At 69.6% G+C, this 22,947-nt stretch carries 21 protein-coding genes; 9 read left to right on the top strand and 12 right to left on the bottom strand.

All coding sequences use genetic code 11. The features are described from left to right. Positions 1 to 45: 45 nt before the first annotated feature. Genes AU196_RS16575 through AU196_RS16565 form a run of 3 tightly spaced genes read left to right on the top strand, consistent with a single transcriptional unit; the run spans position 46 to position 4,468 of the window. Entirely contained in the window at positions 46 to 663 is a 618-nt protein-coding gene (locus AU196_RS16575; protein ID WP_059096178.1) for a YgdI/YgdR family lipoprotein, read from the top strand. 35 nt (positions 664 to 698) lie between these two features. Continuing rightward, a complete protein-coding gene (locus AU196_RS16570; protein ID WP_059096177.1) occupies positions 699 to 1,322 on the top strand; it encodes a hypothetical protein in 624 nt (207 codons plus the stop codon). After that, the gene (locus AU196_RS16565) at positions 1,322 to 4,468 is read left to right on the top strand and encodes a helicase HerA domain-containing protein (RefSeq protein WP_059096207.1); all 3,147 of its coding nucleotides are present in this window, start codon (positions 1,322 to 1,324) and stop codon (positions 4,466 to 4,468) included. The genes AU196_RS16570 and AU196_RS16565 overlap by 1 nt, the downstream gene beginning before the upstream one ends. 24 nt (positions 4,469 to 4,492) lie before the next feature. Here AU196_RS16565 and xypA read toward each other — a convergent pair whose 3' ends face one another. Genes xypA through AU196_RS16515 form a run of 10 tightly spaced genes read right to left on the bottom strand, consistent with a single transcriptional unit; the run spans position 4,493 to position 14,851 of the window. After that, a complete protein-coding gene (xypA, locus tag AU196_RS16560; protein ID WP_059096176.1) occupies positions 4,493 to 5,548 on the bottom strand; it encodes a sugar ABC transporter xylitol/L-sorbitol-binding protein XypA in 1,056 nt (351 codons plus the stop codon). A 30-nt stretch (positions 5,549 to 5,578) separates the two neighbouring features. Further along, positions 5,579 to 6,628, bottom strand: coding sequence for a substrate-binding domain-containing protein (locus AU196_RS16555; RefSeq protein ID WP_059096206.1), 1,050 nt, complete (start codon positions 6,626 to 6,628; stop codon positions 5,579 to 5,581). Between the two features lie 47 nt (positions 6,629 to 6,675). Further along, positions 6,676 to 7,710 carry an ABC transporter permease gene (locus AU196_RS16550; protein ID WP_059096175.1) on the bottom strand — a complete coding sequence of 345 codons (1,035 nt, stop codon included), beginning with the start codon at positions 7,708 to 7,710 and terminating at the stop codon, positions 6,676 to 6,678. Next, the gene (locus AU196_RS16545) at positions 7,707 to 9,257 is read right to left on the bottom strand and encodes a sugar ABC transporter ATP-binding protein (protein WP_059096174.1); all 1,551 of its coding nucleotides are present in this window, start codon (positions 9,255 to 9,257) and stop codon (positions 7,707 to 7,709) included. Before AU196_RS16545 ends, AU196_RS16550 begins: the two co-directional genes overlap by 4 nt. Then, a complete protein-coding gene (locus tag AU196_RS16540) occupies positions 9,254 to 10,294 on the bottom strand; it encodes a zinc-dependent alcohol dehydrogenase (RefSeq protein ID WP_059096173.1) in 1,041 nt (346 codons plus the stop codon). Before AU196_RS16540 ends, AU196_RS16545 begins: the two co-directional genes overlap by 4 nt. Continuing rightward, positions 10,288 to 11,055 (bottom strand): SDR family NAD(P)-dependent oxidoreductase, encoded by a 768-nt coding sequence (locus AU196_RS16535; protein ID WP_059096172.1) that lies wholly within the window; start codon positions 11,053 to 11,055, stop codon positions 10,288 to 10,290. Before AU196_RS16535 ends, AU196_RS16540 begins: the two co-directional genes overlap by 7 nt. After that, on the bottom strand, positions 11,052 to 12,080 hold the full coding sequence (locus AU196_RS16530) for an NAD(P)-dependent alcohol dehydrogenase (protein ID WP_059096171.1): 1,029 nt from the start codon (positions 12,078 to 12,080) through the stop codon (positions 11,052 to 11,054). Before AU196_RS16530 ends, AU196_RS16535 begins: the two co-directional genes overlap by 4 nt. Before the next feature lies 1 nt (position 12,081). Beyond that, positions 12,082 to 12,738, bottom strand: coding sequence for a beta/alpha barrel domain-containing protein (locus tag AU196_RS16525; RefSeq protein ID WP_059096170.1), 657 nt, complete (start codon positions 12,736 to 12,738; stop codon positions 12,082 to 12,084). After that, a complete protein-coding gene (locus AU196_RS16520; RefSeq protein WP_059096169.1) occupies positions 12,735 to 14,216 on the bottom strand; it encodes an FGGY family carbohydrate kinase in 1,482 nt (493 codons plus the stop codon). The genes AU196_RS16525 and AU196_RS16520 overlap by 4 nt, the downstream gene beginning before the upstream one ends. After that, positions 14,213 to 14,851, bottom strand: coding sequence for an SIS domain-containing protein (locus tag AU196_RS16515; RefSeq protein WP_231737616.1), 639 nt, complete (start codon positions 14,849 to 14,851; stop codon positions 14,213 to 14,215). The genes AU196_RS16520 and AU196_RS16515 overlap by 4 nt, the downstream gene beginning before the upstream one ends. Positions 14,852 to 15,011: 160 nt before the next feature. Between AU196_RS16515 and AU196_RS16510 the strand changes: the two genes are divergently transcribed. After that, the gene (locus AU196_RS16510) at positions 15,012 to 15,932 is read left to right on the top strand and encodes a sugar-binding transcriptional regulator (protein ID WP_059096167.1); all 921 of its coding nucleotides are present in this window, start codon (positions 15,012 to 15,014) and stop codon (positions 15,930 to 15,932) included. Between the two features lie 28 nt (positions 15,933 to 15,960). Next, a complete protein-coding gene (locus AU196_RS16505; RefSeq protein WP_059096166.1) occupies positions 15,961 to 16,731 on the top strand; it encodes a GolD/DthD family dehydrogenase in 771 nt (256 codons plus the stop codon). Here AU196_RS16505 and AU196_RS16500 read toward each other — a convergent pair. Next, positions 16,724 to 18,202 carry an acetyl-CoA acetyltransferase gene (locus tag AU196_RS16500; RefSeq protein ID WP_059096165.1) on the bottom strand — a complete coding sequence of 493 codons (1,479 nt, stop codon included), beginning with the start codon at positions 18,200 to 18,202 and terminating at the stop codon, positions 16,724 to 16,726. The genes AU196_RS16505 and AU196_RS16500 overlap by 8 nt on opposite strands. A 197-nt stretch (positions 18,203 to 18,399) precedes the next feature. Between AU196_RS16500 and AU196_RS16495 the strand changes: the two genes are divergently transcribed. The 3 genes from AU196_RS16495 (at position 18,400) to AU196_RS25200 (ending at position 21,989) form a co-directional block, all read left to right on the top strand. Further along, positions 18,400 to 20,832, top strand: a complete 2,433-nt coding sequence (locus AU196_RS16495; RefSeq protein WP_059096205.1) for a phosphoketolase family protein — start codon at positions 18,400 to 18,402, stop codon at positions 20,830 to 20,832. Between the two features lie 36 nt (positions 20,833 to 20,868). Beyond that, on the top strand, positions 20,869 to 21,603 hold the full coding sequence (locus AU196_RS16490; protein ID WP_059096164.1) for a CPBP family intramembrane glutamic endopeptidase: 735 nt from the start codon (positions 20,869 to 20,871) through the stop codon (positions 21,601 to 21,603). A 101-nt stretch (positions 21,604 to 21,704) separates the two neighbouring features. After that, positions 21,705 to 21,989, top strand: coding sequence for a hypothetical protein (locus tag AU196_RS25200; protein WP_082695743.1), 285 nt, complete (start codon positions 21,705 to 21,707; stop codon positions 21,987 to 21,989). Positions 21,990 to 22,072: 83 nt separating this feature from the next. Here AU196_RS25200 and AU196_RS16485 read toward each other — a convergent pair whose 3' ends face one another. Next, positions 22,073 to 22,912, bottom strand: coding sequence for an APA family fibronectin-binding glycoprotein (locus tag AU196_RS16485; protein WP_502687268.1), 840 nt, complete (start codon positions 22,910 to 22,912; stop codon positions 22,073 to 22,075). Between AU196_RS16485 and AU196_RS25195 the strand changes: the two genes are divergently transcribed. Continuing rightward, on the top strand, positions 22,891 to 22,947 hold a 57-nt coding region (locus tag AU196_RS25195; RefSeq protein WP_502687267.1), incomplete at its 3' end, for an APA family fibronectin-binding glycoprotein. The genes AU196_RS16485 and AU196_RS25195 overlap by 22 nt on opposite strands.

Genomic DNA, 22,947 nt, shown 5'->3' with positions numbered 1-22,947 from the left:
CGGCGGGCACGCCCGGAACCGCTTGCGGCACTCTTGGACACCGATATGCGCGTATCAACTGTGATCCCGGCAGCACTGGCCGTCATGGTGCTGGCCGGCTGTACCGGACCGACGGTGGTGACCACCGAGGACGGCGGTCCCGGGTCGGCGGCGCCCACCGCGCCGCCCCCGCCGCCGCTGAACAACGCCAACCTGGCCAACGCGTTCCACTTCGGCGCGCCTGTCGACGGGTTCACCCAGTACTTCTTCACCACGCCGTCGGGGCGCTGGGAGTGCGCGGTGGTGCCGCGGGTGCAGGCCGGGTGCCAGGCCGCCGGCGGTGCGGCACTGAGCATCGCGGGGGCGCCGGAGAGCGTGACCGACGCCGCCGGGGAGCAGGTGGCTCCCACCGCGATCGTCGTCGGCCGCGACGGCGATCCGGCCTTCGTGGCGCTCGATGACACGCCGTTCGCACCGCCCACCGGAACCGCCACCGTCCTGCAGTTCAACCAGATCCTGGCCGTGGCGGGTTTCCGGTGCAACGTCCAGGAAGCCTTCGGGGTGTCCTGCCTGAGCGAACGCAGCAGGCGCGGTTTCACCTTCTCCGCCGAGGCCTACGCGCCGCAGTACACCGATGTGCCCGCCGGCGCGCTCGTCCCGCCACCGACGTCGACCACCAGGTAGAACTGCACACGACGACAGACAGGAGGACGCCCGACATGACCGTTCCGGTCAACGAGCTGAGCGGAACCGAACAGGCGGTCCTGCTGGTCCTGATGTCCGAGGCCCGGCCCGTTTCGAACCCCGAGCTGGAACGGCTGGGCCCCAAACTCGACAAGCCGAGCCGCGAACGGCTCAACCGCCTCCGGCTGGTCGACACCACCGAAGGCCGGCCGCTCGTCCACGAACTCACCGACGACGGCTGGGCGGTGTGTCGCACGCTGTTCGGCGCCGAGTCACCGCAGCCGGCGACCGGGCAGGGCCGGGCCCTCTACACGGTGCTGCGCGCGCTCGGACGCTACTTCGACACCGCGGACCTGCGCCCGGCGGACGTCTTCCTGCCGCCGGAGGACGCGGCCACCGACGCCGTCGAGGACCGGGTCCGCGAGACCTACCACCGGCTGGCGCAGCGGCCGGGCGGGTGGGTCCCCCTGTCGCGATTGCGCGCCGAACTGACGGACGTGGGCAGCGTGGACCTCGACGGTGCGCTGGTGCGCCTGTACCAGAGCCCGGGCGTGAGCCTCATCCCCGAGGAGAACCAGAAGACACTCACCCAGGCCGACCGCGACGCCGCGATCCGCATCGGCAACCAGCCCAAACACCTGATCGCGATCGAATGCTGATGCGGCCGGATGAACGGGATGCGCTCGCCGGACTGCGGCTCGCGTGGGCGCCGACGGCCGACGACCTGTGGCATTCACAGGGTGCGGTACACGTCAACGGCCTTCACGAACACGCACTGAGCGACGTGCTCGCCGCGTTCGGCGACGCCGAACGCGACCCGGAGTCCACCCCGCTCGGCGTGGTCATCCGCGGCCAGGCGGGCTCCGGGAAAACCCACCTGCTCGGTCAGGTCAGGGAGCGGGTGCAGCAGCGCGGCGGCTACTTCTTCCTCGTCGAACTGCTGGACGCCGCCGGCTTCTGGGAATCCGCCCGCGGCGGCATCCTGGAGAGCCTCGGCCGCCCTGGTGGGCAGCGCGAGACCCAGCTGAAGGACGTGCTGTGGGAACTGTCGTCGATCGCCCACATCGGCCGGGCGGCCCGACGCGCGGTCGCCGGGGACGACGACCTCACCCCCGAGGTACTCGACGAATTCGTCAACGCACTGCACAAGGTGCACCGGTCGACCGTGCGCGAGACGCACCACACGCTGCGCGCGCTGGTCCTGCTCGGTGCGGCCGACCTGCAGGTGCAGGACGTCGGGCAGGCCTTTCTCGACGGCAACGACGAGTTCGACGACGAGCGCGCCCGGTGGCGCCTGCCCGCACCCACGAAGACCCCGCAGGAATCGGTGCGCGACATCTCGCGGCTGGTCGCGCTGGCCGGGCCCGCCGTACTGGCCATCGACCAGATCGACACGCTGCTGGCGCAGTCGGTGCGCAGCACCGGCGGAGGGCAGGCGGCCGACAACGGCGACCTCGAGCAGGTGGCACACGGCCTGATGTCGATGCGCCAGACCATGCGGCGCACCGCCGGCGTGGTCGCCTGCCTCCCGGTCGCGTGGGAGGCCATCCAGGACCGCGCGACGTCGACCGTCCGGGACCGGTTCCGCACCACCAGGCCGCTCGAGGCGCTGCCCACCGCCGACATCGGCCGGGCCATCCTCGAACGGCGCTTCACCGCGAGCTACCGCGCGACCGGCTTCCAGCCGCCCTATCCCAGCTGGCCGATCCTGCCCGAGGCGTTCGAGGAGGCACCCCAGTTCACCCCGCGGGAACTGCTCAAGCGGGCCGACGCACACGTGCGGCGGTGCCTCGACCTCGACGCCGTCACCGAACTTTCCCGCCTGACCGGTGAACCGGCCGAAGAGCACGAGCAGCAGCACGCCCGGAGTTCCTTCGACACCGCCGATCTGGATCGCAGGTTCGTCGAGTACCGGCGCCGCGCCGTGCCCGCCGCGGCCACGGACCCCGACGGCGAGGACACCACGGTGCCGAGCCTGCTGTCGGCGACTCTCGACGCCTGGATCATCGAAGAGGGTGAGACCGGGCAGGCGTTCCGCCTGGACCCGCCGCCGGGCAGGCGGGTGGTCCTGCACGCCCGGCTGCGCCAGGTGGTGGACGCCGCACTCGACGACGAACGGCACTGGGCGTTCCGCGCGATCGCCGCCGGCAACGCGGTCGCCGTTCAGAGCCGCATCAAGAACGCCTCGCAGGCAACGGGTTTCGGCACCGACCCGGGGAAGCGCCGGTTGTTCCTGTTGCGCAACACCCCCTGGCCGGGCGGAGCAAGGACCGCCGCGATGGTCGAGGAGTTCGAGGCGGCCGGCGGGCGGACACTGCCGCTGTCCGACGACGACGTGCGGACCATGACCGCACTGCGCGATCTGATCGACGAGGACGCACCGGGTCTGGCCGGATGGCTGGCCGCCCGCAGACCGGCGCACGGGGTCACCCTGCTGCGCGCCGCACTCGGCGAGATGGCCGGTGAGTCACCGGAACCGATTCCCGAGGCGGCCGCCGACCCGGTCGAGGAGCAGACCGCCGACCCGCCCCGGCCGGAACTCCCGCCGGTCGCCGACTCCCCCACCGCGGTGCCCGTCGGCGTCGACGTCGCCACCGTCACCGCGCTGTCCGTCGATCTGGCGGCGCTGCGCAAGCACACCGTGGTGTTCGCTGGCTCGGGATCCGGTAAGACGGTGTTGATCCGGCGCCTCGTCGAAGAGTGCGCGCTGCGCGGGGTGTCGTCGATCGTGCTCGATCCCAACAACGACCTCGCCCGGCTCGGCAGTGCGTGGCCGCAGCTTCCCGAGGGGTGGAATCCGGCCGACACGCCGCGCGCCCGGGAGTACCTGGCCAACACCGAGGTGGTGGTCTGGACGCCGCGCCGGTCGGCTGGCCGTCCGCTGTCGTTCCAGCCGCTGCCGGACTTCGCCGGCGTGGTGGACGATCACGACGAATTCGCCGACGCCGTCGAGTCGGCCGTCGCGGCGCTCGAACCCCGCGCGCTGATCACCGGTAAGTCCGCCAAGGCCAACAGGTCTCGCGCGGTGTTGCGGGAGGCGCTGCGCCACTACGGGCGTCGGCCGGATACCACGCTGCCGGGCTTCATCCGCCTGCTCGCCGACCTGCCCGAGGGTGTCAGCCAACTCAGCGGCGCACGCGATCTGGCCGCCGAACTCGCGCAGAACCTGCGCGCGGCCATCGTCAACGACCCGCTGTTCGGCGGCGAGGGCACGGCGGCCGATCCGGGTGTACTGCTGACGCCGTCGGCGGGCCACCGCGCGCGGGTGTCGGTGATCAGCATGATCGGGCTGACCGACGGCGCGCAGCGCGAGGGTTTCGTCAACCAGTTACAAATGGCGCTGTTCGCCTGGATCAAGCGCAATCCCGCGGGCGACCGCCCGCTGGGTGGACTGCTGGTGATGGACGAAGCGCAGAACTTCGTGCCGTCCGTCGGCACCACCGCGTGCACCCACAGCACGGTGGCGTTGTCCTCACAGGCGCGCAAGTACGGGCTGGGCCTGGTCTTCGCCACGCAGGCGCCCAAGGGATTGGACAACCGCATCCCCGGCAATGCGGCCACCCAGTTCTACGGACTGCTCAACTCGCCGACGCAGATCGCGGTGGCCCGCGAGATGGCCCGCGTGAAGGGTGGCCTGGTGCCCGACATCAGCAGACTGCAGTCGGGGACGTTCTACGCCGCGCTGGAAGGGATGTCGTTCCACAAGATCCGGACGCCGCTGTGCCTGTCGCATCATCCGGCCGGCGCGCCGACCGCCGAGGAGGTGCTGGCCCTGGCGCACGAACGGGGCCGGCCATCTCGGTGACCGGCCCCGTTGCGTGCGAAGGGATCAGGGCTGCGGCTGCTGCTGACCCGGGATGCCCTCGTAGGCGATGTCGCCGGTCTTGAGGTTCTGCTCGGTCAGCTCGACCAGGCCCTCGAGGAACTTGCCGCGTTCGGTCACCACGTGCTGGATCGCGACGTCGACGTTGTCCTTGGTGATGGCGGGCATGACGTAGACCGGGTCGGTCTTGACGTCCTCACCCTTGACCAGCGCGTCGGCGACGGCCAGCCCGGCGGACAGTTCCACGGTGCCGTTCTGCAGTGAGGTACCGATGAACTCACCGCTCTTGACGGCGTTGAGACCGTCCTCGATGCCGTCGATACCGACGATCGGCACGTCGTTGCGGCCGGCCTCCTTGAGCGCCTGCAGCGCGCCGAGACCCATATCGTCGTTCTGTGCCACCACACCGTTGATCTGCGGCCCGAAGCTCGAGATCCAGTTCTTCATCTTGTTGACGGCCTCGTCGCGCTTCCAGTTCGCGGTGTCCATGGCCAGCACCTTGATGTCGGGGTAGCGGGCGAGCACGTTGTCGATGCCCTTGCCGCGGTTGATCTCACCCGAACCGCCGAGCGGACCCTGCAGCACGACGATGTTGCCGCGGCCGCCGAGGCGGTCGGCCATCATCTGCATCTCCTGCTCACCGGCCGCCACGTCGTCGGGCTGCACGTTGCCCGCGAGATCAGGCGTCTCCAGTGCGGCGTTGACCGCCAGCAGCGGGATGCCCTTCTCCTTGGCCGAGGCGACCTGCGGGCCGAGCGAATCCGCCTGCACCGGAACCACGATGATCGCGTCCACACCCTGGTTGATCAACGAGTCGACCTGACTGGCCTGCGTCGAGACGTCATTGTTGGCAGAGTTCCACACCAACTCGATGTTCTTGGCCTTGGCGTAGGTGTCCATGCCTTCTTTGCCCTCGGTGATGAACGAGCTCATGTCGTAGACCGTCACACCGATGCGGGTGGTGTCGCTATTGGCCTCGGTGTCACCCGCACCGCATGCGGTCAGGCCCAGGCCCAGCGCACCGGTGGCGGCGACCACGCCGATCTTGGAGATCAGTTTCATTCTGCCTCTTTCTTTTTCAGGGGTGTGGGACTACGGCTGCTTCTGGCCGGGGATGCCCTCGAAGGCGATGTCACCCGTTTCGAGGTTCTTGTTGGTCAGGTCGGTCAGACCGGCGAGGAACTCCTGCCGTCCGGTGACCACGTGTTCGATCGCGACGTCGACGTTGTCCTTGGTGATCGCGGGCATGACGTAGACCGGCTTGGTGTCGACCTGCTCGCCCTTGGCGAGCCGGTTCGCGACGGCCAGTCCGGCGGACAGTTCGACGGTGCCGTTCTGCAGTGAGGTACCGATGAACTCACCGCTCTTGACGGCGTTGAGACCGTCCTCGATGCCGTCGATACCGACGATCGGCACGTCGTTGCGGCCGGCCTCCTTGAGCGCCTGCAGGGCGCCGAGGCCCATGTCGTCGTTCTCGGCGACCACGCCGTTGATCTGCGGCCCGAAACCGGAGATCCAGTTCTTCATCTTGTTGACGGCCTCGTCGCGCTTCCAGTTCGCGGTGTCCATGGCCAGCACCTTGATGTCCGGGTAGCGGGACAGCACGTTGTTGATGCCCTTCGTGCGGTCGATCTCACCGGACTGCCCGAGCGGACCCTGCAGGATCACGATGTTGCCGCGGCCGCCGAGGCGGTCGGCCATCATCTGCATCTCCTGCTCGCCGGCGGCGACATCGTCGGGTTGCACGCTGGCGGCCACGTCGGGACTGTCGAGGGCGGCGTTCACCGGGACGAGCGGAATGTTCTTGGCCTTGGCCTGCGCGACCTGCGGGCCCAGTGAATCGGCCTGCACCGGAACGACGATGATCGCGTCGACGCCCTGGTTGATCATCGAGTCGACCTGGCTGGCCTGTGTCGCGACGTCGAGATTGGCCGAGTTCCAGACCAGTTCGATGTTGTTGTCCTTCGCGTACTGGTCCATGCCCTCCTTGCCCGCGGTGATGAACGAGCTCATGTCGTACACCGTGACGCCGATACGGGTGGTGTCGCCGTTGGCGGCGGTGTCGCCCGCACCGCAGGCGGTCAGGCCGACGCCCAGCGCGGCTGCCGATGCAATGGCCAACGTCTTTGTTGCCAGTCTCATATGCCTTCTCTTCTCGTGTTTTCCGGTGAGTTGGTTGCGGACGGGGGTCACGTTCGTCGGCGCGACGACCACACGTCGATCGCCACCGCCGACACGATCAGCACGCCCTTGATGACGTCCTGCCAGTAGGCGGGGACCACCAGGATGTCCAGACCGTTGTTCAGCGTCTGGATCATCAACAGGCCCAGCGCGGTTCCCCAGATCGTGCCGCGCCCACCCATCAGGCTGGCTCCGCCGATGACCACCGCGGCGATCGCGTCGAGTTCGTAGCCCTGCCCGAGGTTGGGCGGGCCGGAGATGACGCGCGAGGCGAGCATCACACCGGAGAGCCCGGCCAGCAGTCCGGAGAACGCGTACACGCTGAAAAGGACGTTCTTGGCGTTGATACCGGCGATCTCGGCCGCGTTGCGGTTACCGCCCACGGCGTACACGCGCATGCCGTAGGTGGTCCGCTTCATCACGATGGCCAGCGCGATGATGCCGAGGATCATCAACAGCACCGGGATCTGCAGGCCCAGGATCTTGGTGTTGGCGATCGACCCGAACTCCGCGGGCAGTCCGTTGATCGGTGCGCCGCCGCCGATGACGTAGGCCATACCGGACCCGGCCGTCAACGTGCCCAGTGTCGCGATGAACGGTGGAACGTTGAGGCGCGACACCATGATTCCGTTCAGGGATCCGACGGCCAGGCCGACCAGCATCGCCACCAGCACGGTCATCCAGACCTGTCCCGGGTTGGCCTTCGCGGTGGCTGCGCCTGCCATCGCCGACACCGCGATCACGCTGCCGACCGACAGATCGATGCCGCCGGTCAGGATGACCAGGGTCTGACCCAGCGCGATCAGGGCGAACGGCGCGGCGGCGACCAGGATGGTCACCAGATTGTCCACCGTCGAGAACCGCGCGCTGCGGTAGCTGAAGTAGGCGATCACCAGCAGCAGGATGATCACCATGGCGTAGCGAAGCGTGAGGCCGGCGAACCATTCCTTCGAGAACAGTTTCACCGGTTCGCCGGTGATCGGCGACGCCACCGTGGTGGCTCCCCCCGACCCCTTGCCGTCGGTGTTCAGTTGGGTGGTCACGTGTTCTTCTCCTCAGGCGTGCGGTCCGGGTTGGGCGCAGTGGGTTTCGCGTCGAGTGCGGTGGCGAGCCGGAACACCGACTCCTGGACCTCCGGGTGGTCGAGGGCGTCGCGGTCGAGTTCTCCGACCAGTGCGCCGCCGCGCATGACGAACGCCCGGTGCGACAGCCCGACCACTTCGGGCATGTCCGACGACGCCATCAGCACGGCCATGCCGCGCGCGGCGAATTCGGTGATGATGCGGTAGATCTCGCTGCGGGCGCCGACGTCGACACCGCGCGTCGGTTCGTCGAGCAGCAGGACGTTGACGTCACCGGTCAGCCAGCGCGCCAGCACCACCTTCTGCTGGTTGCCGCCCGACAGGGTCCCGACCTCCTGCCCGAGGCCGCGGCTGCGCAACCGCACCGAGGACATGACGTCGGAGACCGCCTTGGTGCGGGCCTTGCCGCGCAACCAGCCGGCGACCGAGAACGACGACAGCCGCGGCAGCGATCCGTTGTCCAGCACGCTCATCGACAGCACGACTCCGGAGAGCTTGCGGTCCTCGGGCACCATCGCCATGCCCGCGGTGATCGCGGCGGCGGGATGGTTGCGCTTGACCGCCTTACCTTTCACCACGATCTCGCCCGCGGTGGTGTGGCGGGCGCCGAAGATCGCCTCCAGCAGCTCGGTGCGTCCGGCGCCGACCAGGCCGGCCAGTCCGACGATCTCACCGGCCCGCACGGTGAACGACACCGGTCCCGAGGCTCCCTCGACGTGCAGATCGCGTACGTCGAGGACGGTGTCGGCGCCGGGCTCGGGCCGCTCGGGGAACAGCGCCTCCAGTTCGCGGCCGATCATGGCGGTGACGATGTCGTCGTCGGTGACCTCGGCGATCGGCTCGTCGAGGATCAGCCCGCCGTCGCGCAGCACCACGACGCGGTCGGCGATGGCGCGGATCTCGGCCATCTTGTGCGTGGTGTACACCATCGACACGCCCTGCTCACGCAGTTGGCGCACGATCTTGTAGAGGCCTTCGACCTCCCGCTCCGAGATCGCCGACGTCGGCTCGTCGAGCATCACGACCTGTGCGCCGGTCCGGGCGGCCTTGACGATCTCGACGATCTGGCGCAGGCCGACGGGCAGGCTGCCCATCCGCGCGGTAGGTGAGATGTCCACCCCGAACACCGCGAGAGCATCACGTGCCTCGTCGATCATGGCCCGGCGGTTCAGGAACGGACCCGTCTTGATCTCCCGCCCCACGAAGAGGTTCTCGTAGACGGTCATGTCCTCGATGGACGCCAGCTCCTGCGGCACGATCGCCACACCGTGTTTGACCGCGTCGCGCGTGTTGCCGGAGGTCAGGTCGGCGCCCTTCACCGTCACGGTGCCGTGGTCGGCGGTGTACTGACCACTGATGATCTTCATCAGCGTGGACTTACCGGCACCGTTCTCCCCCGCCAGTGCGGTGACGGTGCCGGGCTGCAGGTTGAGCGTGATGCCCTTGAGCACCGGCACACCGCCGAAGCTCTTCTCGATGCCTGCGCATTCCAGCAGTGCCTGGGTCATGCCGAACCTCCCACCGTCACCAGCACTTTGACGTTCTCGGCGTCCGCCGATGCGGCGAACGCCTCGGCGGCATGGTCCAGATCGAAGTCGGCACTGATGATCTCGTCGACCGGGACGATGCCGGAGGTCAGAAGGTCCATCGCCGCGGTGAAGTCGTCCCGCACGTACATCAGGTTGCCGACCAGCGCGAGTTCGCGATCCTGGATCAGTCCGAGCGGCACCGGGGTCGAGCCTTCGGCGACGCCGACGATCATGACCGCGCCGCCCTTGTCGACGAGGTCGACCGCCAGCGCGACGGTGCTCTCCCGCGACACGCAGTCGACGACCACCGCGGCCGGGCCGCCGAGCAGCCGCTGCGCGGTGGCGACCGCGTCCTCGGCGGTGGGGTCGACAGTGCCGACGGCGCCGAGGCGTTCGGCGCGCGCCCGCTTGGACTCCAGCAGATCGGCCACCACGACACGCGCGCCGGCGTGCCGGGCGGCCAGCAGCGTGAACAGCCCGATGGGGCCCGCGCCGATGACCACGACAGCCCGGTCCCGCAGGTCTCCGACCAGTTCGCCGGCCCGCCGGACGGTGTGCACCGGCGTGGCGAGCGGTTCGATCAGGATCGCGTGCCGGTCGTCGAGTTCGTCGGGCAGTGCGACGAGGCGGTCGACCGGGATGGTGAACGAGTCGGCGAGCGCTCCTGCGGTCTGGCAGCCGAACACCAGCAGTTCCCGGCAGATGTTGTACCGCCCGGCGCGGCACTGGGTGCAGCCCCCGCAGGCGAGGTTGGGTTCGATGGTCACCCTCGTGCCCAGCCACGATTGATCGACACCCTCGCCGACGGCGTCGACCACGCCGACCGCCTCGTGTCCGGGGCGGTAGGGCAGGTCGATGAACGGGTGCCTGCCGCATGCGGCGTGCAGATCCGATCCGCAGATGCCCACCAGCGACGTCCGCACCCGTGCCTCCCCCGGCTGCGGGGTGTCGGCCGTCGAGGTCTCGACGACGACGTCGTCGAGCGAGGACACCACCACCCGCCGATTGGTCACCATGCGGTGTAACCGCCGTCGGCCACGAGCACCGAACCGGTGATGAACGAGGCCGCGTCGCTGGCGAGGAACACCACGCTGGGCGCGATCTCCTCGGGCATCGCGTAGCGCAGCATCGGGGTGTCGTCGATCCAGTGCTGTTTGAACTCCGGTTTGTCGACGGGCGCCATCTCGGTCTTGCAGTAGCCCGGTGCCAGTGCGTTGACCCGAATGCCCAGCGGAGCCCATTCGGCGGCAAGCGATTTGGTGAGGTGGTGGACGGCGGCCTTGGACGCGTTGTAGGCCGGCTGCATCTGCGGGCGGTTGACGATCAGCCCGGACATCGACCCGATGTTGACGATGGAGCCGCTGCCGCGTTCGCGCATGTGCTTCCCCGCGGCCAGCGAGCACGCCCACAGCGCCTTGACGTTCAGGTCGAACACCGAATCCCACTGCTCCTCGGTGACGTCCCAGGATTCGGCGTGGTAGCAGGTGCCCGCGTTGTTGACCAGGATGTCGAGGTGCCCGAGCGCCTCGATCGCCTCCGCGGTCATCCGGTCGACGTCGGCCTGGTTGGTGATGTCGGCGGTGATCGGGTGCAGCGTGAAACCCTCTGCGGCGGCTTCCGCCACGACCTGGGCGTTGCGCTCGGCGCTGCGGCCGGAGATGGCGACCGTCGCGCCGGCCTGGGCCAGGCCGAGGGCGAACGCCCGGCCGAGGCCTTGGTTGCCGCCGGTCACCAGTGCGGTGCGGCCGGTGAGGTCGAACGGGTTCTTCTGCGTCATGAGGGGTTCACAATCGACTTGAGGCTGGCAGGGTCGGTATCGCTGTCGAGGGCGTCGGCCACGTGTTCGAGGTCGTAGCGGCCCGTGACCATGGCGTCGAGGTCGACGGCGCCGGAGTTCGCGAGATGGATTGCCGCGGGCCAGGTGTCGGTGTAGCGGAAGACGCCGGTGACGGTGATCTCGAGGTTCGCGATGTGGCTCACCGGCAGCGCGTACTCGTCGGCACCCATGCCGACCAGCACGACGCGCCCCGCGGGTCCGACGGCTTTGATGCCGCTGACGACGGCCGCAGGCACCCCGGTGGCGTCGTCGGACGCGTCGACCGGGTCGATCGCCGAGACGTCGACGGCGGTCGGGTCGAGGACCTCGGTGGCGCCGAATCGCAGCGCTTTCTCCCTGCGGGACTCGATCAGGTCGGTGACCACGATGCGAGCGGCCCCGAAAGCCCGCGCGGCCTGCGCGCAGATGACACCGATCGGCCCGGCACCGGCGATCAGGATCGACGATCCGGGAACGATGCCGGCCTTGCGCATGGTGGCGATCGCCACGGACAGCGGTTCGAGCAGTGCGGCGGCGTCGTCGGACAGGGAATCCGGGACCGGGTGGGCGAAGTCGTCGTCGATGAGGACGTAGCGGCAGAACGCCCCGTCGACCGGCGGGGTCGCGTAGAACTTCATGTGCGGGCAGAGGTTGTAGCGACCCGCGGTGCACTGCTTGCAGCGACGGCACGGATGCTGCGGCTCCACCGCCACCCGCTGCCCGACCCGCCCGGGGTCGACGCCCTCGCCGACCGCGGCGATCCGCCCGGACAGTTCGTGCCCGAGGATCATCGGTTGCTCGACCACGAAATCGCCGATCCGGCCGTGGCGGTAGTAGTGCACGTCCGAACCGCACACCCCGACCGCGGCCACCTCGACGAGCACCTGCCGCGGACCGGGAGTCGGTACGGGCCGGTCCTCGATCTGCAGCGTGCCCACTCCGGTCATCACACTGGCGCGCATGGTGGCCTCGACCGTGTCTGTCATCTCATTCCTTTCGGTCCGCGGGGCCGGCGAGCAACGCCCGTCCGACCACCATCGCTTCGGCGCCGGCCGTGACACACAGCGGCGCAACGTCTTCGGTGACCCCGCCGTCGACGATCACGGGGAGTTGCGCCGCGCGGGCGGTCGCAAGGGTGGTCACGATGCCCAGGCGCTCGACGCGGCAGCGGCCACGGGTGCCCGGTTCGATGAGCATCACCAGCACCCCGTCGGGGTCCATCGGCCACGCCGACGTGCCCGTCGGTTCCCACTCCTGCCACAGCGCGACCCACGCTGCGGCGCCTGCGCCGCGGACCGCTGCGGCGCGCTCCGCGGTGAACGCCGCCCACGGCAGGAACACCCTGGCCGGCCTGTGGGTCAGCACGTGCGCCAGTCGGGCGTCGACGAATCCGGGTGAGCCGATCAGGTGGACGTCGAAACCGGACGGGCCGACCGCGTCCGCGATCTCGGCGAGTTCGGCGAGACTCACACCGGCGGGCAGGCCTTCGTTCTCGGCCATCACGTCGACGTGCACACCGAGTCCGGCCTGGTGCATGGTCCTGGCCGCAGCGGTGCGCGCGGGCGGCGGCGCCGCGTACACCGAGCCGGCGAGCCGGCCCGGGTAGTCCCGGTGCCACGGTGCGAGCGGCACGGCGGCGGTCACGGCCGCGTTCCGTTCTCCAGGAGGGGCGACGCCGCCAGCTGCGCCCAGCGCGCCCGCAGCGCGGCCAAGTCGCGGCCGGTTCGTCGCGGCGAAACACGGTGCCGCACAGATGGTTGCCACTGTTTGGCGAGGTCGGCCAGGCCGGCGACGTCACGGCCGGTGGCAACGGCGGCGGCCTGCACGCAGGCTCCGCGGGCGGTGGCCTCGTCGGCGTCGAGCACCGTGACCTCGTCGTCGAGCAGGTCGGCGAGCAGCTGAAGGGTGGCAGGCGACCGGGTGCCACCGCCGACCGCAGTCGCGGCACCGCTGACGTCCACACCACACGCGCGCAGGCTGTCGCGTGCGCTCATCAGCGACAGCAACGGCCCTTCCACGAACGCGCGCGCGAGTTCCTCGCGGGTGGTGTGGGAGGTGAGATCGGCGAACGCGCCCCTCGCGTCCGGGCGGTCGGGTTTGCGTTCACCGTCGAGGAACGGCACCAGCACGGGGCCCTGCGTCTCCCCCGCGCCGAGTGCGAGGCCGGCCAGGCCGGGCAGGTCGGTGCCCAGCAGCCGGGCGGCGACATCGGAGACCCGCGCCGCGTTCAGGGTGCTCACCAGTGGCAGGTGGCCCCCGGTCAGATCGGCGACGCCGTCGACCATGCCGTGCTCGTCGAAAACCGTTGTGCGCGAGGATGTTGCGACGACACCCGAGGTGCCGATGCCGATGTACTGGTCACCGTCGTGCAGCCCGAGACCGAGGTAGGCGGCGTGCTGGTCACCTCCGCCCGGTCCGACCACCACCTCATCGCCGATCCCGAGCATCTCGGCGGCGGCGGCGCGTACCGTGCCGGCCGGCTCGCACGGACCGAGCACCGTCGGCAGCATCGACTGCCAGTCCCGCGCGCCGCCGGCCAGGTCGAGGTACTCGGGGATCCACGCACCGGTCCCCACGTCGAAATAGCCGGTGCCCGACGCGTCAGAGCGGTCCGTGACCGGCCGCCCCGTCAGCCAGTAGGTCAGGTAGTCGTGCGGGAGCAGGATCGTCGCCGCCCAGTCGAGCACCTCGGGTTCGTGTTCGGCCACCCACGCGAGTTTGGCGATGGTGAACGCGGCGTTGGGCGCTGAGCCGATGCGGTGGATCCACGCGGGAATCCCGATGCGCGCGGCCAGTGCGCGTAGCGCCGAGGCGCCGGTGGTGTCGTTCCACAGTTTCGCGGCCCGCAGTGGTTTGCCGTGGACGTCCAGGATCACCAGACCGTGACACTGTGCGGCCACCGCGACGGCCCGGATCGCCGGCGGCCGGGCGCAGTGCGCGAGGGCCGCACGGGTGGCGGCGACCAGGGCCGACACCCAGTCGAGCGGATCCTGTTCGCTGCAGGGCGGGAACGCGGGGGGGTGCGGCGCCGAACCGCGGCCCAGCAGTTCGCCGGTGGTCAGATCGCGGATCTCCACCTTGCACGACTGCGTCGACGAGTCGACCCCGAGTACGGCGGTCATGTCCGCACCACCGGCATCGATTCGTCACCCGGGCGGTGCCCGCGCGCGCCGACTCCGCCGGCCGGATGGCTGTGGACGACATCGTGCAGGGTGTGTCCCCGCAGGGCCATCGACACCACTGCCAGCGCGTCACCCCACGCGCCCACGACCAGCGTGCTGGCCAGCGCGATCATCCCGCCCGGATCGGCGTCACCGGCGGTGCGGGGCAGCGCCTGCACCCGGGTGGCCGCCCTGGCGAACGGGCTCTGTGCGTCCTCGGTGATCGCGACGACGTCGACGCCGCGGTCCACAAGACGTTCGGTCAGGCTGGTCATCTCGGCCGACCGTCCGGTCTTCGAGATGGCGAGCACCAGGTCGTGGCCGGTCACCGCACCCAAGCCGCCGTGGAGTGCGTCCATCGCCGGCAGGTAGACCGCGGGAGTGCCGCACACCGACAGGAGATGGGCCAGGCGTTCGGCCATGATCCCCGAGGTTCCGGAGCCGGTGGTGACCACCTTTCCGGTCACGTCGAGCAGCAGGCGGGCCACGGTGACGACACCCGCCTCGACGGTTCCGGTGAGCGCGGCGACCGCATCGGCTTCCCGGGCGAGGACTTCGCCGGCGAGTGCCGTCAAGCCGGCGTCGTCCGGTCCCATGCGCAAGTTGCCGCCTCCGGTCAGTCACATCTGCTCATCTGTTGGGTGAGCTACTCATATGAGGGGTTGTGGCCTGGATCATGCTATGGCCTATGCTCATATGTCAACGAGCGTGCACATATGTGCACGCATCCGCGGGGTGTGCTGAGGAGGCGGCGGCATGGGACCGGACGAGCTGTTCCAGCGGGCCGTGATCGCACGCCGCTATTACCTCGAGGGGCGCACGAGGATCCAGATCGCCGAGGAGTTCGGACTCTCCCGGTTCAAGGTCGCGCGGATGCTCGACGAGGCCGTCGAATCCGGGATGGTGGAGATCAAGATCCACAACCCCGGCGCCGTCGACGTCGAGTTGTCCACCGAACTGCAGCGGCGCTACGGCCTCGAACACGCGTACGCCGTCGTCTGCGACACCACCAGCACCTCCGACCGCGTCGAGGCCGTGGCCAAGGCGATGGCCGAACTGCTGCAGTCGATCCTGCGGTCCGGCGACGTGGTGGGGGTCGACTGCGGGCGCACGCTCACCCACATCGCGGCATACCTGACCTCGCTGCCGGAGTGCGACGTCGTCCAGCTGACCGGGATGGCCGGGGCGATCACCTCCAACGGAACCGATCTGGTCCGCCGGATCAGCGAGATCAGCGGAGGGCGGTCCTGGCCGATGTATGTGCCGCTGGTGGTCCCCGATGCGCGTACCGCCGAAAGCCTCAGCGGCAACGGCCAATTGCAGGAGACCGTCGCCCGGCACGGCAAGGTCAGCTGCGCGATCATCTCCGTGGGCGCATGGAGTCCGGGAGCGTCGCAGGTGTATCAGTCGCTGTCGAGCGACGAGACACAGTCGCTCGATGCGGCCGGTGTCTGCGGGGAGACCTGCGCGCTGCTGCTCGATGCGGACGGCAACCGGGTGCCGGGCCTCGACGAGCGGCGGATGGGCATCGCCGAGGCCACCCTGCGGGCGATCCCGACGAGGATTGCCCTCGCGACCGGCCGCGAGAAGGTCGCGGCGACCCGCGCGGTGCTCCGGTCGGGGCTGGTCTCGTCGCTGGTCACCGACATCGACCTGGCCACCGCAGTCCTGAACTGAACCACACTGCCCACCAGGAAGGGACGATATGACCGACGCCGAACCGACTGTGGATCTCGACTTCGCACTGACCGGAAAGGTCGCGCTGGTGACGGGCGGCGCGTCCGGCATCGGCGCGGCGATCGCGGCGGCGTTCGCCACGAAGGGCGCCCGCGTCGCGGTGGCGGACCTCAACGAGGCCGGGGCCCGTGAAGCCGCGACCGCGTTGGCCACCGAGAGCAGCGGTTTCGGTTGCGACGTCAGCGATCCCGCTTCGGTCACCGCCACGGTGGACGCGGTGGCCGACACCTTCGGCACGATCGACATCCTGGTCAACAGCGCCGGGGTGGCCCGCCTCGCACCGGCCGAGGACCTGTCGCTGGCCGACTGGGAGTCGACCATCGACATCAACCTCAAGGGCACGTTCCTCATGTGCCAGGCGGCGGGCCGCCGGATGCTGGCCGCAGGCGGCGGCAGCATCGTCAACCTGGCCTCACAGGCCGCCTCCGTCGCACTGGACCAGCACGTCGCGTACTGCGCGTCGAAGTCCGGGGTCGTCGGGGTGTCCAAGGTGCTGGCCGCCGAGTGGGGCGGTCGCGGGGTCCGGGTGAACACGATTTCGCCGACCGTGGTGCTCACCGAACTGGGCCACAAGGCCTGGGACGGCCCGCGCGGGGACGCCCTCAAGAAGCTCATCCCGATCGGGCGGTTTGCCTACCCCGCCGAGATCGCCGCCGCCGCAGTGTATCTCGCATCCGACGCGGCGGCGATGATCACCGGCGCCGACCTGGTGGTCGACGGCGGGTACACCATCACGTAGCCAGGCGCGCGGTGCCGTCGGCGCGCACGGTCACCGCGGCGCCGCCGATGTCGCCCTCCACGGTGGCCGCGGCGTCATCCAGGTCCTGGATCACCGCGAGCGTGCGCGCACCCTCGGGCGTGCGCACCGCGAGGAACGCCTTCTCCGGGACGCCGTCGCGGTCGAACGGTGTGGTCCACGACTCGACGGTCCCGACACCGGACCACTCCACGGCCAGGGTGCGGGTGGGTTCCCGGTCCACCTCGGATTGCACGTCCTCCCAACGGAATTCGCCCTGCGGCGGTTCGGTGCCGTACACCCCGAAGCTGTGCTTGGTCAGGTAGCCGCCGTTGGCGGTGATCAGGCCGCGCTGCCCCGGGTTGGCCGCCAGCCGCTCGGCCATCGTGGCGATGGAATGCGAGACGTAGTTGTTCCAGGGGCCGCCGGCGAAGGTCAGTCCCCCGGTGACGGTGAGCGGCCGCGCCGGATCGCCGACCGGCAGCCCGAGTTCGGTCGCCGCCACCTGCACCGCCGACGGGAAACACGAGTACACGTCGATCAGGTCGACGTCCTCGATCGCGGTGCCCGCCAGCTCGAGTGCCCGCTGCCCGGCGATCCGGATCGCCGGTGAACGGTGGAACTCCGCGCGCTCGCCGATGGCGTACGTGTCGTGCGAGTCGGTGCCGGCGTACGGGAAAACCCAGCGCTCCGACGGGATCTTCAGCTGCCGGGCGGTCTCGACCGAGGTCAGGATGAGCACCGCACCCTGGTCGACCATGTTGTTGGAGTTCATCAGCTTCGGATAGGGCCAGCTGATCATCCGGTTCTCGGGGCTCGGCTGCCAGATCGCGTCCGCGGCCAGTGCGTCGCGGCGCCAGGCGTGCGGGTTGTCGGCGGCGACCGCGGAGAACTGCGCCCACAGCTCACCGATCCGCCGCCGGTGCTCGTCGGGTGTCTCGCCGGCGGCGATGCGGACCGCCTGTTCGAACATCGGGTAGACGTAGGAGGGCCGGTCGAGCCCGATGCGATTCTCGGCGTCGCCGGCCATCGGCACGTTCTCGTCGGCGCCGTCGGCCACCGGCACGGATTCGTCCTGGCGTGTCCAGTTCGGCTTCTCACCCTTGGCGCGCAACCGCGTTCGGGTACGCCAGGTTTCGGCTCCGGCGATCAGGACGACGCCGTGGCGTCCGGCCTGGATGTCCAGACAGGCCTGGTTGACCAGGCTCTGCGGAACGTTCCCGCCGATCCCGGTGTACCGGGTGGTGGCCTTGTCGGCGCCGATGCGCTGGGCCAGCAGCAGGCCGGGGTCGCGGTATCGCCAGGACAGCAGGTTCACCACCCGCACCGCGTCGACCGCCTCGAGCACCCGCGCGTCGGCGGCCTCGCGGGCCGCGGCCTCCATCAGATCGACCGGTTCGAGGTCGGGCCGGTCGGCGCGCTGGTTCACCTGTCCGTAGCCGACGAGCACAGGGGTGTTGGCGGGCGAAGGCATCGACGCTCCTCTGGCGTAGTTGACAGGTGTCAAACCCTAGTGTGCCTGACCGTCCGGTTCGGCCGACACCCGGCCTGCCCGGGCGGAGACCGCGACACATAAAGGGACACACAATGGGGTATCTGGATCTCACATGCCGTTCACCATGCCCGACGACAATGCTCGCCATGAGCACTCAGATCACCGACGGGACGTCAATGAGTGAGACCACGCTCTCCCCCACCCTGTCCGACGAAGAACTCCGGCTCATCAACTCCTACTGGCGAGCCGCCAACTACCTGTCCGTCGGGCAGATCTACCTGCTCGACAATCCGCTGCTGCGCGAGGAACTGCGCGCCGAACACGTCAAACCGCGGTTGTTGGGACACTGGGGCACCACCCCGGGGCTCAACCTCGTGTACGCGCATCTCAACCGGATCATCCGCGAACGCGACGCCGACGTCATCTACATCACCGGACCGGGACACGGTGGTCCCGGCCTGGTGGCCAACGCCTACCTCGAGGGCACGTACAGCGAGGTCTACACCGACATCGGCGAGGACGTCGATGGACTCCGAAAGTTGTTCCGCCAGTTCTCGTTTCCCGGCGGGATCCCCAGCCACGTGGCGTCGGAGACGCCCGGCTCGATCCATGAGGGCGGGGAGCTGGGTTACGCGCTGGTGCACGCGTACGGCGCGGCCTTCGACAACCCCGACCTGGTGGTCGCGTGCGTCGTCGGCGACGGTGAGGCCGAGACCGGACCGCTGGCCGCGAGCTGGCACTCCAACAAGTTCCTGAACCCGGTGACCGACGGCGCCGTGCTGCCGATCCTGCATCTCAACAGCTACAAGATCGCCAACCCCACGGTGCTGGCGCGCATCCCCCAGGAGGAGCTCGAGTCGCTGTTCTACGGCTACGGGTACCGGCCGATCACCGTCGCCGCCCCGGAACCCTCGGCCGATCCGGAGAGCGTCCACCAGCAGTTCGCCGCCGCCCTCGACGAGTCCTTCGACCAGATCGCCGCCATCCAGCGGGCCGCGCGCCTCGACGAGGAGCCCGGCCGCCCCCTGTGGCCGATGATCATCCTGCGCACCCCCAAGGGCTGGACCGGCCCGCGCGAGGTGGACGGCAAGAAGGTGGAAGGCACCTGGCGTTCACACCAGGTGCCGCTGTCCGAAACGCACGACAACCCCGAGCACATGGCCCAGCTCGAGCAGTGGTTGCGCAGCTACCGCCCCGAGGAACTGTTCGACGACGACGGCGGACTGATCCCCGAACTCCGCGCGCTCGCCCCCGAGGGGCGCCGCCGGATGAGCGACAACCCGCACGCCAACGGCGGTGTGCTGCTGCGCGCCCTCGACCTGCCCGACTTCCGCGACTACGCCGTGCCCGTCGAGCAGCCCGGTTCGCAGAGCGCGGAGGCGACGAAGGTGCTCGGCACGTTCCTGCGCGACGTCATCGTCCGCAACCAGGACCGGTTCCGCATCATGGGCCCCGACGAGACGGCGTCCAACCGGTTGTCGCCGGTGTTCGAGGCCACCGACAAGGCGTGGATGGCCGAGGCCGGCCCCGAGGACGAGCACCTCGCCCCGGCGGGACGGGTCATGGAGGTGCTGTCCGAACACCTGTGCCAGGGCTGGCTCGAGGGCTATCTGCTCACCGGCAGGCACGGCCTGTTCAACTGCTACGAGGCGTTCGTCCACATCGTCGACTCGATGCTCAACCAGCACGCCAAGTGGTTGTCGAGCAGTGCGCACTTGAGCTGGCGGCGGCCGATCGCGTCGTTGAACTACCTGCTGACCTCGCACGTCTGGCGCCAGGACCACAACGGCGCCTCCCACCAGGATCCGGGGTTCATCGACCACGTCGCCAACAAACGGCCCGAGGTGGTCCGGGTCTACCTGCCGCCGGACGCCAACACGCTGCTCTCTGTCGCCGACCACTGCCTGCGCAGCCGCCAGTACGTCAATGTGATCGTGGCGGGCAAGCAGCCGGCCCTGACCTACCTGACGATGGACGAAGCGGTCGCGCACTGCACTCGAGGGCTCGGCATCTGGGAGTGGGCGAGCACCACCACCGGTGAACCCGACGTGGTCCTCGCCTGTGCCGGCGACATCCCCACCCTCGAGACCGTGGCCGCCGCCGACATCCTGCGTCGCCGGTTGCCCGACCTGAAGGTGCGCGTGGTCAACGTCGTCGACATCATGCGACTGCAGCCGGCGTCCGAGCACCCGCACGGACTGCCCGACCGCGAGTTCGACTCGATCTTCACCACGGACAAACCGGTGATCTTCGCCTATCACGGATATCCGTGGCTGATCCACCGGTTGGCCTACCGGCACGCCAATCACGAGCAGTTGCACGTGCGCGGCTTCAAGGAGCGCGGCACCACGACGACGCCGTTCGACATGGTGATGCTCAACGACCTCGACCGCTTCCATCTGGTCATGGATGTCATCGACCGCGTCGAGGGCCTGGGCACCAGGGCCGCGGGGCTGCGTCAGGAGATGGCCGACGCCCGGCTGGCCGCGCGCGCCTACACGCGCGAGCACGGCGAGGACGACCCCGCGATCTCCGGCTGGACATGGGACAGCGGCTACCGGCCCGGCGGCACGCAGTCGATGGCCCAGGACACCGCCGACAACGAATAGCACCGGACGAACCCGGCCTCGGTACCATCGGTCGGGATGACTGCCGTCGACCCCCATCCACATGCGCTGCCCCGGGTGCGGGTCTACGTCGACATCGCCGTCGTGGTCGCGGTCCTGGCGATCACCAACCTCGTCGCGCACTTCACCACGCCGTGGGCCAGCATCGCGACCGTGCCCGCGGCGGCCGTCGGTCTGCTGATCCTGGTCCGCCGGCGCGGTCTGGGCTGGACCGAGCTTGGACTCGGGCGGGAGCACTGGCGCTCCGGAGCCGGATACGCGGCGGCCGCGGTGGCCGTGGTGCTCTCGGTGATCGCGATCGGCGCGCTGCTGCCGTGGACACGCCCGATGTTCATGAACAACAACTACGCCACGATCTCCGGGGCGTTGATCGCCTCGATGGTGGTGATCCCGTTGCAGACCGTGATACCCGAGGAGTTGGCGTTCCGCGGGGTGCTGCACGGCGCACTGAACCGGGCCTGGGGTTTCCGCGGTGTCGCCGCAGCCGGATCCCTGCTGTTCGGGTTGTGGCACATCGCTACTTCGATGGGCCTGACCAGCAGCAATGTCGGCTTCACCCGGTTGTTCGGCGGTGGGGTGATGGGCACCGTGGCAGGGGTGGTGCTCGCTGTGGTGGCGACCGGGATCGCGGGCTTCGTGTTCACCTGGTTGCGCAAACGCAGCGGCAGCCTGCTGGCGCCGATCGCGCTGCACTGGTCGCTGAACGGTATGGGCGCGCTGGCGGCCGCCCTGGTCTGGCACCTGTCGGCCTGAGTCGCGGAAGCCGTGGCACCAACCCGCTGATAACAGTTCGGAGTCATACGGCTGGTTCTAAAATTGACGAGTCGGGCTCGAAACTATCGAAGGGGGCCCAGATGAATGGCAAAGTACGCCGGCGCGCAGTGTTTGGATTGGCCGCGATCGCGCCATTTGCTTCGATGGCTCTGATCTCACCGGCAGTCGGCAACGCTACGGAATGCGGACTCGGCACGTTCTACGACGCGCCGTCCAACACGTGCGTCGCGATACCGCCTCCCCCGGCACCGCTGCCTCCTCCACCGCCGCCGGCGTGGAACGGCGACATCACGCCGTATTTCAGTGTGGGGGCCTGCGTGCCGATTCCCATCCCGTTCGTGCCGTCGATTTGCGCGGGAATCTGACGACGGCGCACCACAAGTGCGTGGCCTGAGCGCCCCGTGCCGGCGCTTTCGTGCGCCTGTTGGCACGGGTGCTCACAGCGGCGTCAGGCCGGGGGCCTCATCTCCGGCGGCACGCTCTCGGGTGCGACCGGGACCGCGACACCGACCTCGGGCCGCGGAGGCGCCGCATTCGGGTCCGCGGGCGGCGGCGGCACGTTCGGATCGCCCGGTGCCGGCGGCGCCGGAGGCGGCGGGGGCGCCCACGGCCGGATCGAGTTGGCGAGCGCGACGGCCGCATCCCGGTCGACCGGGTTGGTGGCCGAGCCCAGCCAGACCACGAACCACCGGTCCGGCGTCCGCTGGCCACGCGGTGTTCCCGGCGCGACCGGGTTGCCCACCACCCCGGCCCAGATCTGGCCGTTTGGCTTGTTCGTGTCGGTGAACTTCACCTCGTAGTACGACGCCACGCCCGGCATGCCGTCGGCGTTGAGCTGAGTCGTCGACTGGTTGACCCGCGTGCCGGGGAACGGCATGAAGAATTCGCCCATGTCCGACGCCAGCCGGTTGGCCGCCTTGGTGTTGTCGGTCTCGGCGCCCGCGAAGAGCTTCAGGTCGAGACGGCCCAGCAGCACGCTGGTGTCGTTGGGCGGGTCGGTGACGCCTTCCGGCGGGATCCTCGTCAGCAGCGCCTGCCCGTAGGAGAGGTTCGTGGCGTCGGAGACCTTCCACCCTGCGGGCACGACGTAGCTCAGGCCGCCAGCGGCGTTGTCGACGCGGCCCGGTTCCGGCGCGGGAGGCGGCGGGGCGTTCGGATCCGCGGGCGGCGCCGCATTCGGATCCGCCGGAGGCGGCGGCGGGGCGTTGGGATCCGCGGGGGGCGGTGCCGCGTTCGGAACCGCCGGGGGCGGAGGCGGCCAACCGGCTGGCGTCGGACATGGGCGAATTCTTCATGCCGTTCCCCGGCACGCGGGTCAACCAG

The organism is Mycobacterium sp. IS-1742 (assembly GCF_001500125.1).
Classification (GTDB): Bacteria; Actinomycetota; Actinomycetes; order Mycobacteriales; family Mycobacteriaceae; genus Mycobacterium.
This window is presented reverse-complemented; position numbering and strand designations above follow the sequence as displayed.

Coding starts and splice junctions, on each gene's coding strand:
- AU196_RS16575 (WP_059096178.1), top strand. CDS start 46: ATGCGCGTATCAACTGTGATCCCGGCAGCACTGGCCGTCATGGTGCTG.
- AU196_RS16570 (WP_059096177.1), top strand. CDS start 699: ATGACCGTTCCGGTCAACGAGCTGAGCGGAACCGAACAGGCGGTCCTG.
- AU196_RS16565 (WP_059096207.1), top strand. CDS start 1,322: ATGCGGCCGGATGAACGGGATGCGCTCGCCGGACTGCGGCTCGCGTGG.
- xypA (WP_059096176.1), bottom strand. CDS start 5,548: ATGAAACTGATCTCCAAGATCGGCGTGGTCGCCGCCACCGGTGCGCTG.
- AU196_RS16555 (WP_059096206.1), bottom strand. CDS start 6,628: ATGAGACTGGCAACAAAGACGTTGGCCATTGCATCGGCAGCCGCGCTG.
- AU196_RS16545 (WP_059096174.1), bottom strand. CDS start 9,257: ATGACCCAGGCACTGCTGGAATGCGCAGGCATCGAGAAGAGCTTCGGC.
- AU196_RS16540 (WP_059096173.1), bottom strand. CDS start 10,294: ATGGTGACCAATCGGCGGGTGGTGGTGTCCTCGCTCGACGACGTCGTC.
- AU196_RS16535 (WP_059096172.1), bottom strand. CDS start 11,055: ATGACGCAGAAGAACCCGTTCGACCTCACCGGCCGCACCGCACTGGTG.
- AU196_RS16530 (WP_059096171.1), bottom strand. CDS start 12,080: ATGACAGACACGGTCGAGGCCACCATGCGCGCCAGTGTGATGACCGGA.
- AU196_RS16520 (WP_059096169.1), bottom strand. CDS start 14,216: ATGACCGCCGTACTCGGGGTCGACTCGTCGACGCAGTCGTGCAAGGTG.
- AU196_RS16515 (WP_231737616.1), bottom strand. CDS start 14,851: ATGGGACCGGACGACGCCGGCTTGACGGCACTCGCCGGCGAAGTCCTC.
- AU196_RS16510 (WP_059096167.1), top strand. CDS start 15,012: ATGGGACCGGACGAGCTGTTCCAGCGGGCCGTGATCGCACGCCGCTAT.
- AU196_RS16505 (WP_059096166.1), top strand. CDS start 15,961: ATGACCGACGCCGAACCGACTGTGGATCTCGACTTCGCACTGACCGGA.
- AU196_RS16500 (WP_059096165.1), bottom strand. CDS start 18,202: ATGCCTTCGCCCGCCAACACCCCTGTGCTCGTCGGCTACGGACAGGTG.
- AU196_RS16495 (WP_059096205.1), top strand. CDS start 18,400: ATGAGTGAGACCACGCTCTCCCCCACCCTGTCCGACGAAGAACTCCGG.
- AU196_RS16490 (WP_059096164.1), top strand. CDS start 20,869: ATGACTGCCGTCGACCCCCATCCACATGCGCTGCCCCGGGTGCGGGTC.
- AU196_RS25200 (WP_082695743.1), top strand. CDS start 21,705: ATGAATGGCAAAGTACGCCGGCGCGCAGTGTTTGGATTGGCCGCGATC.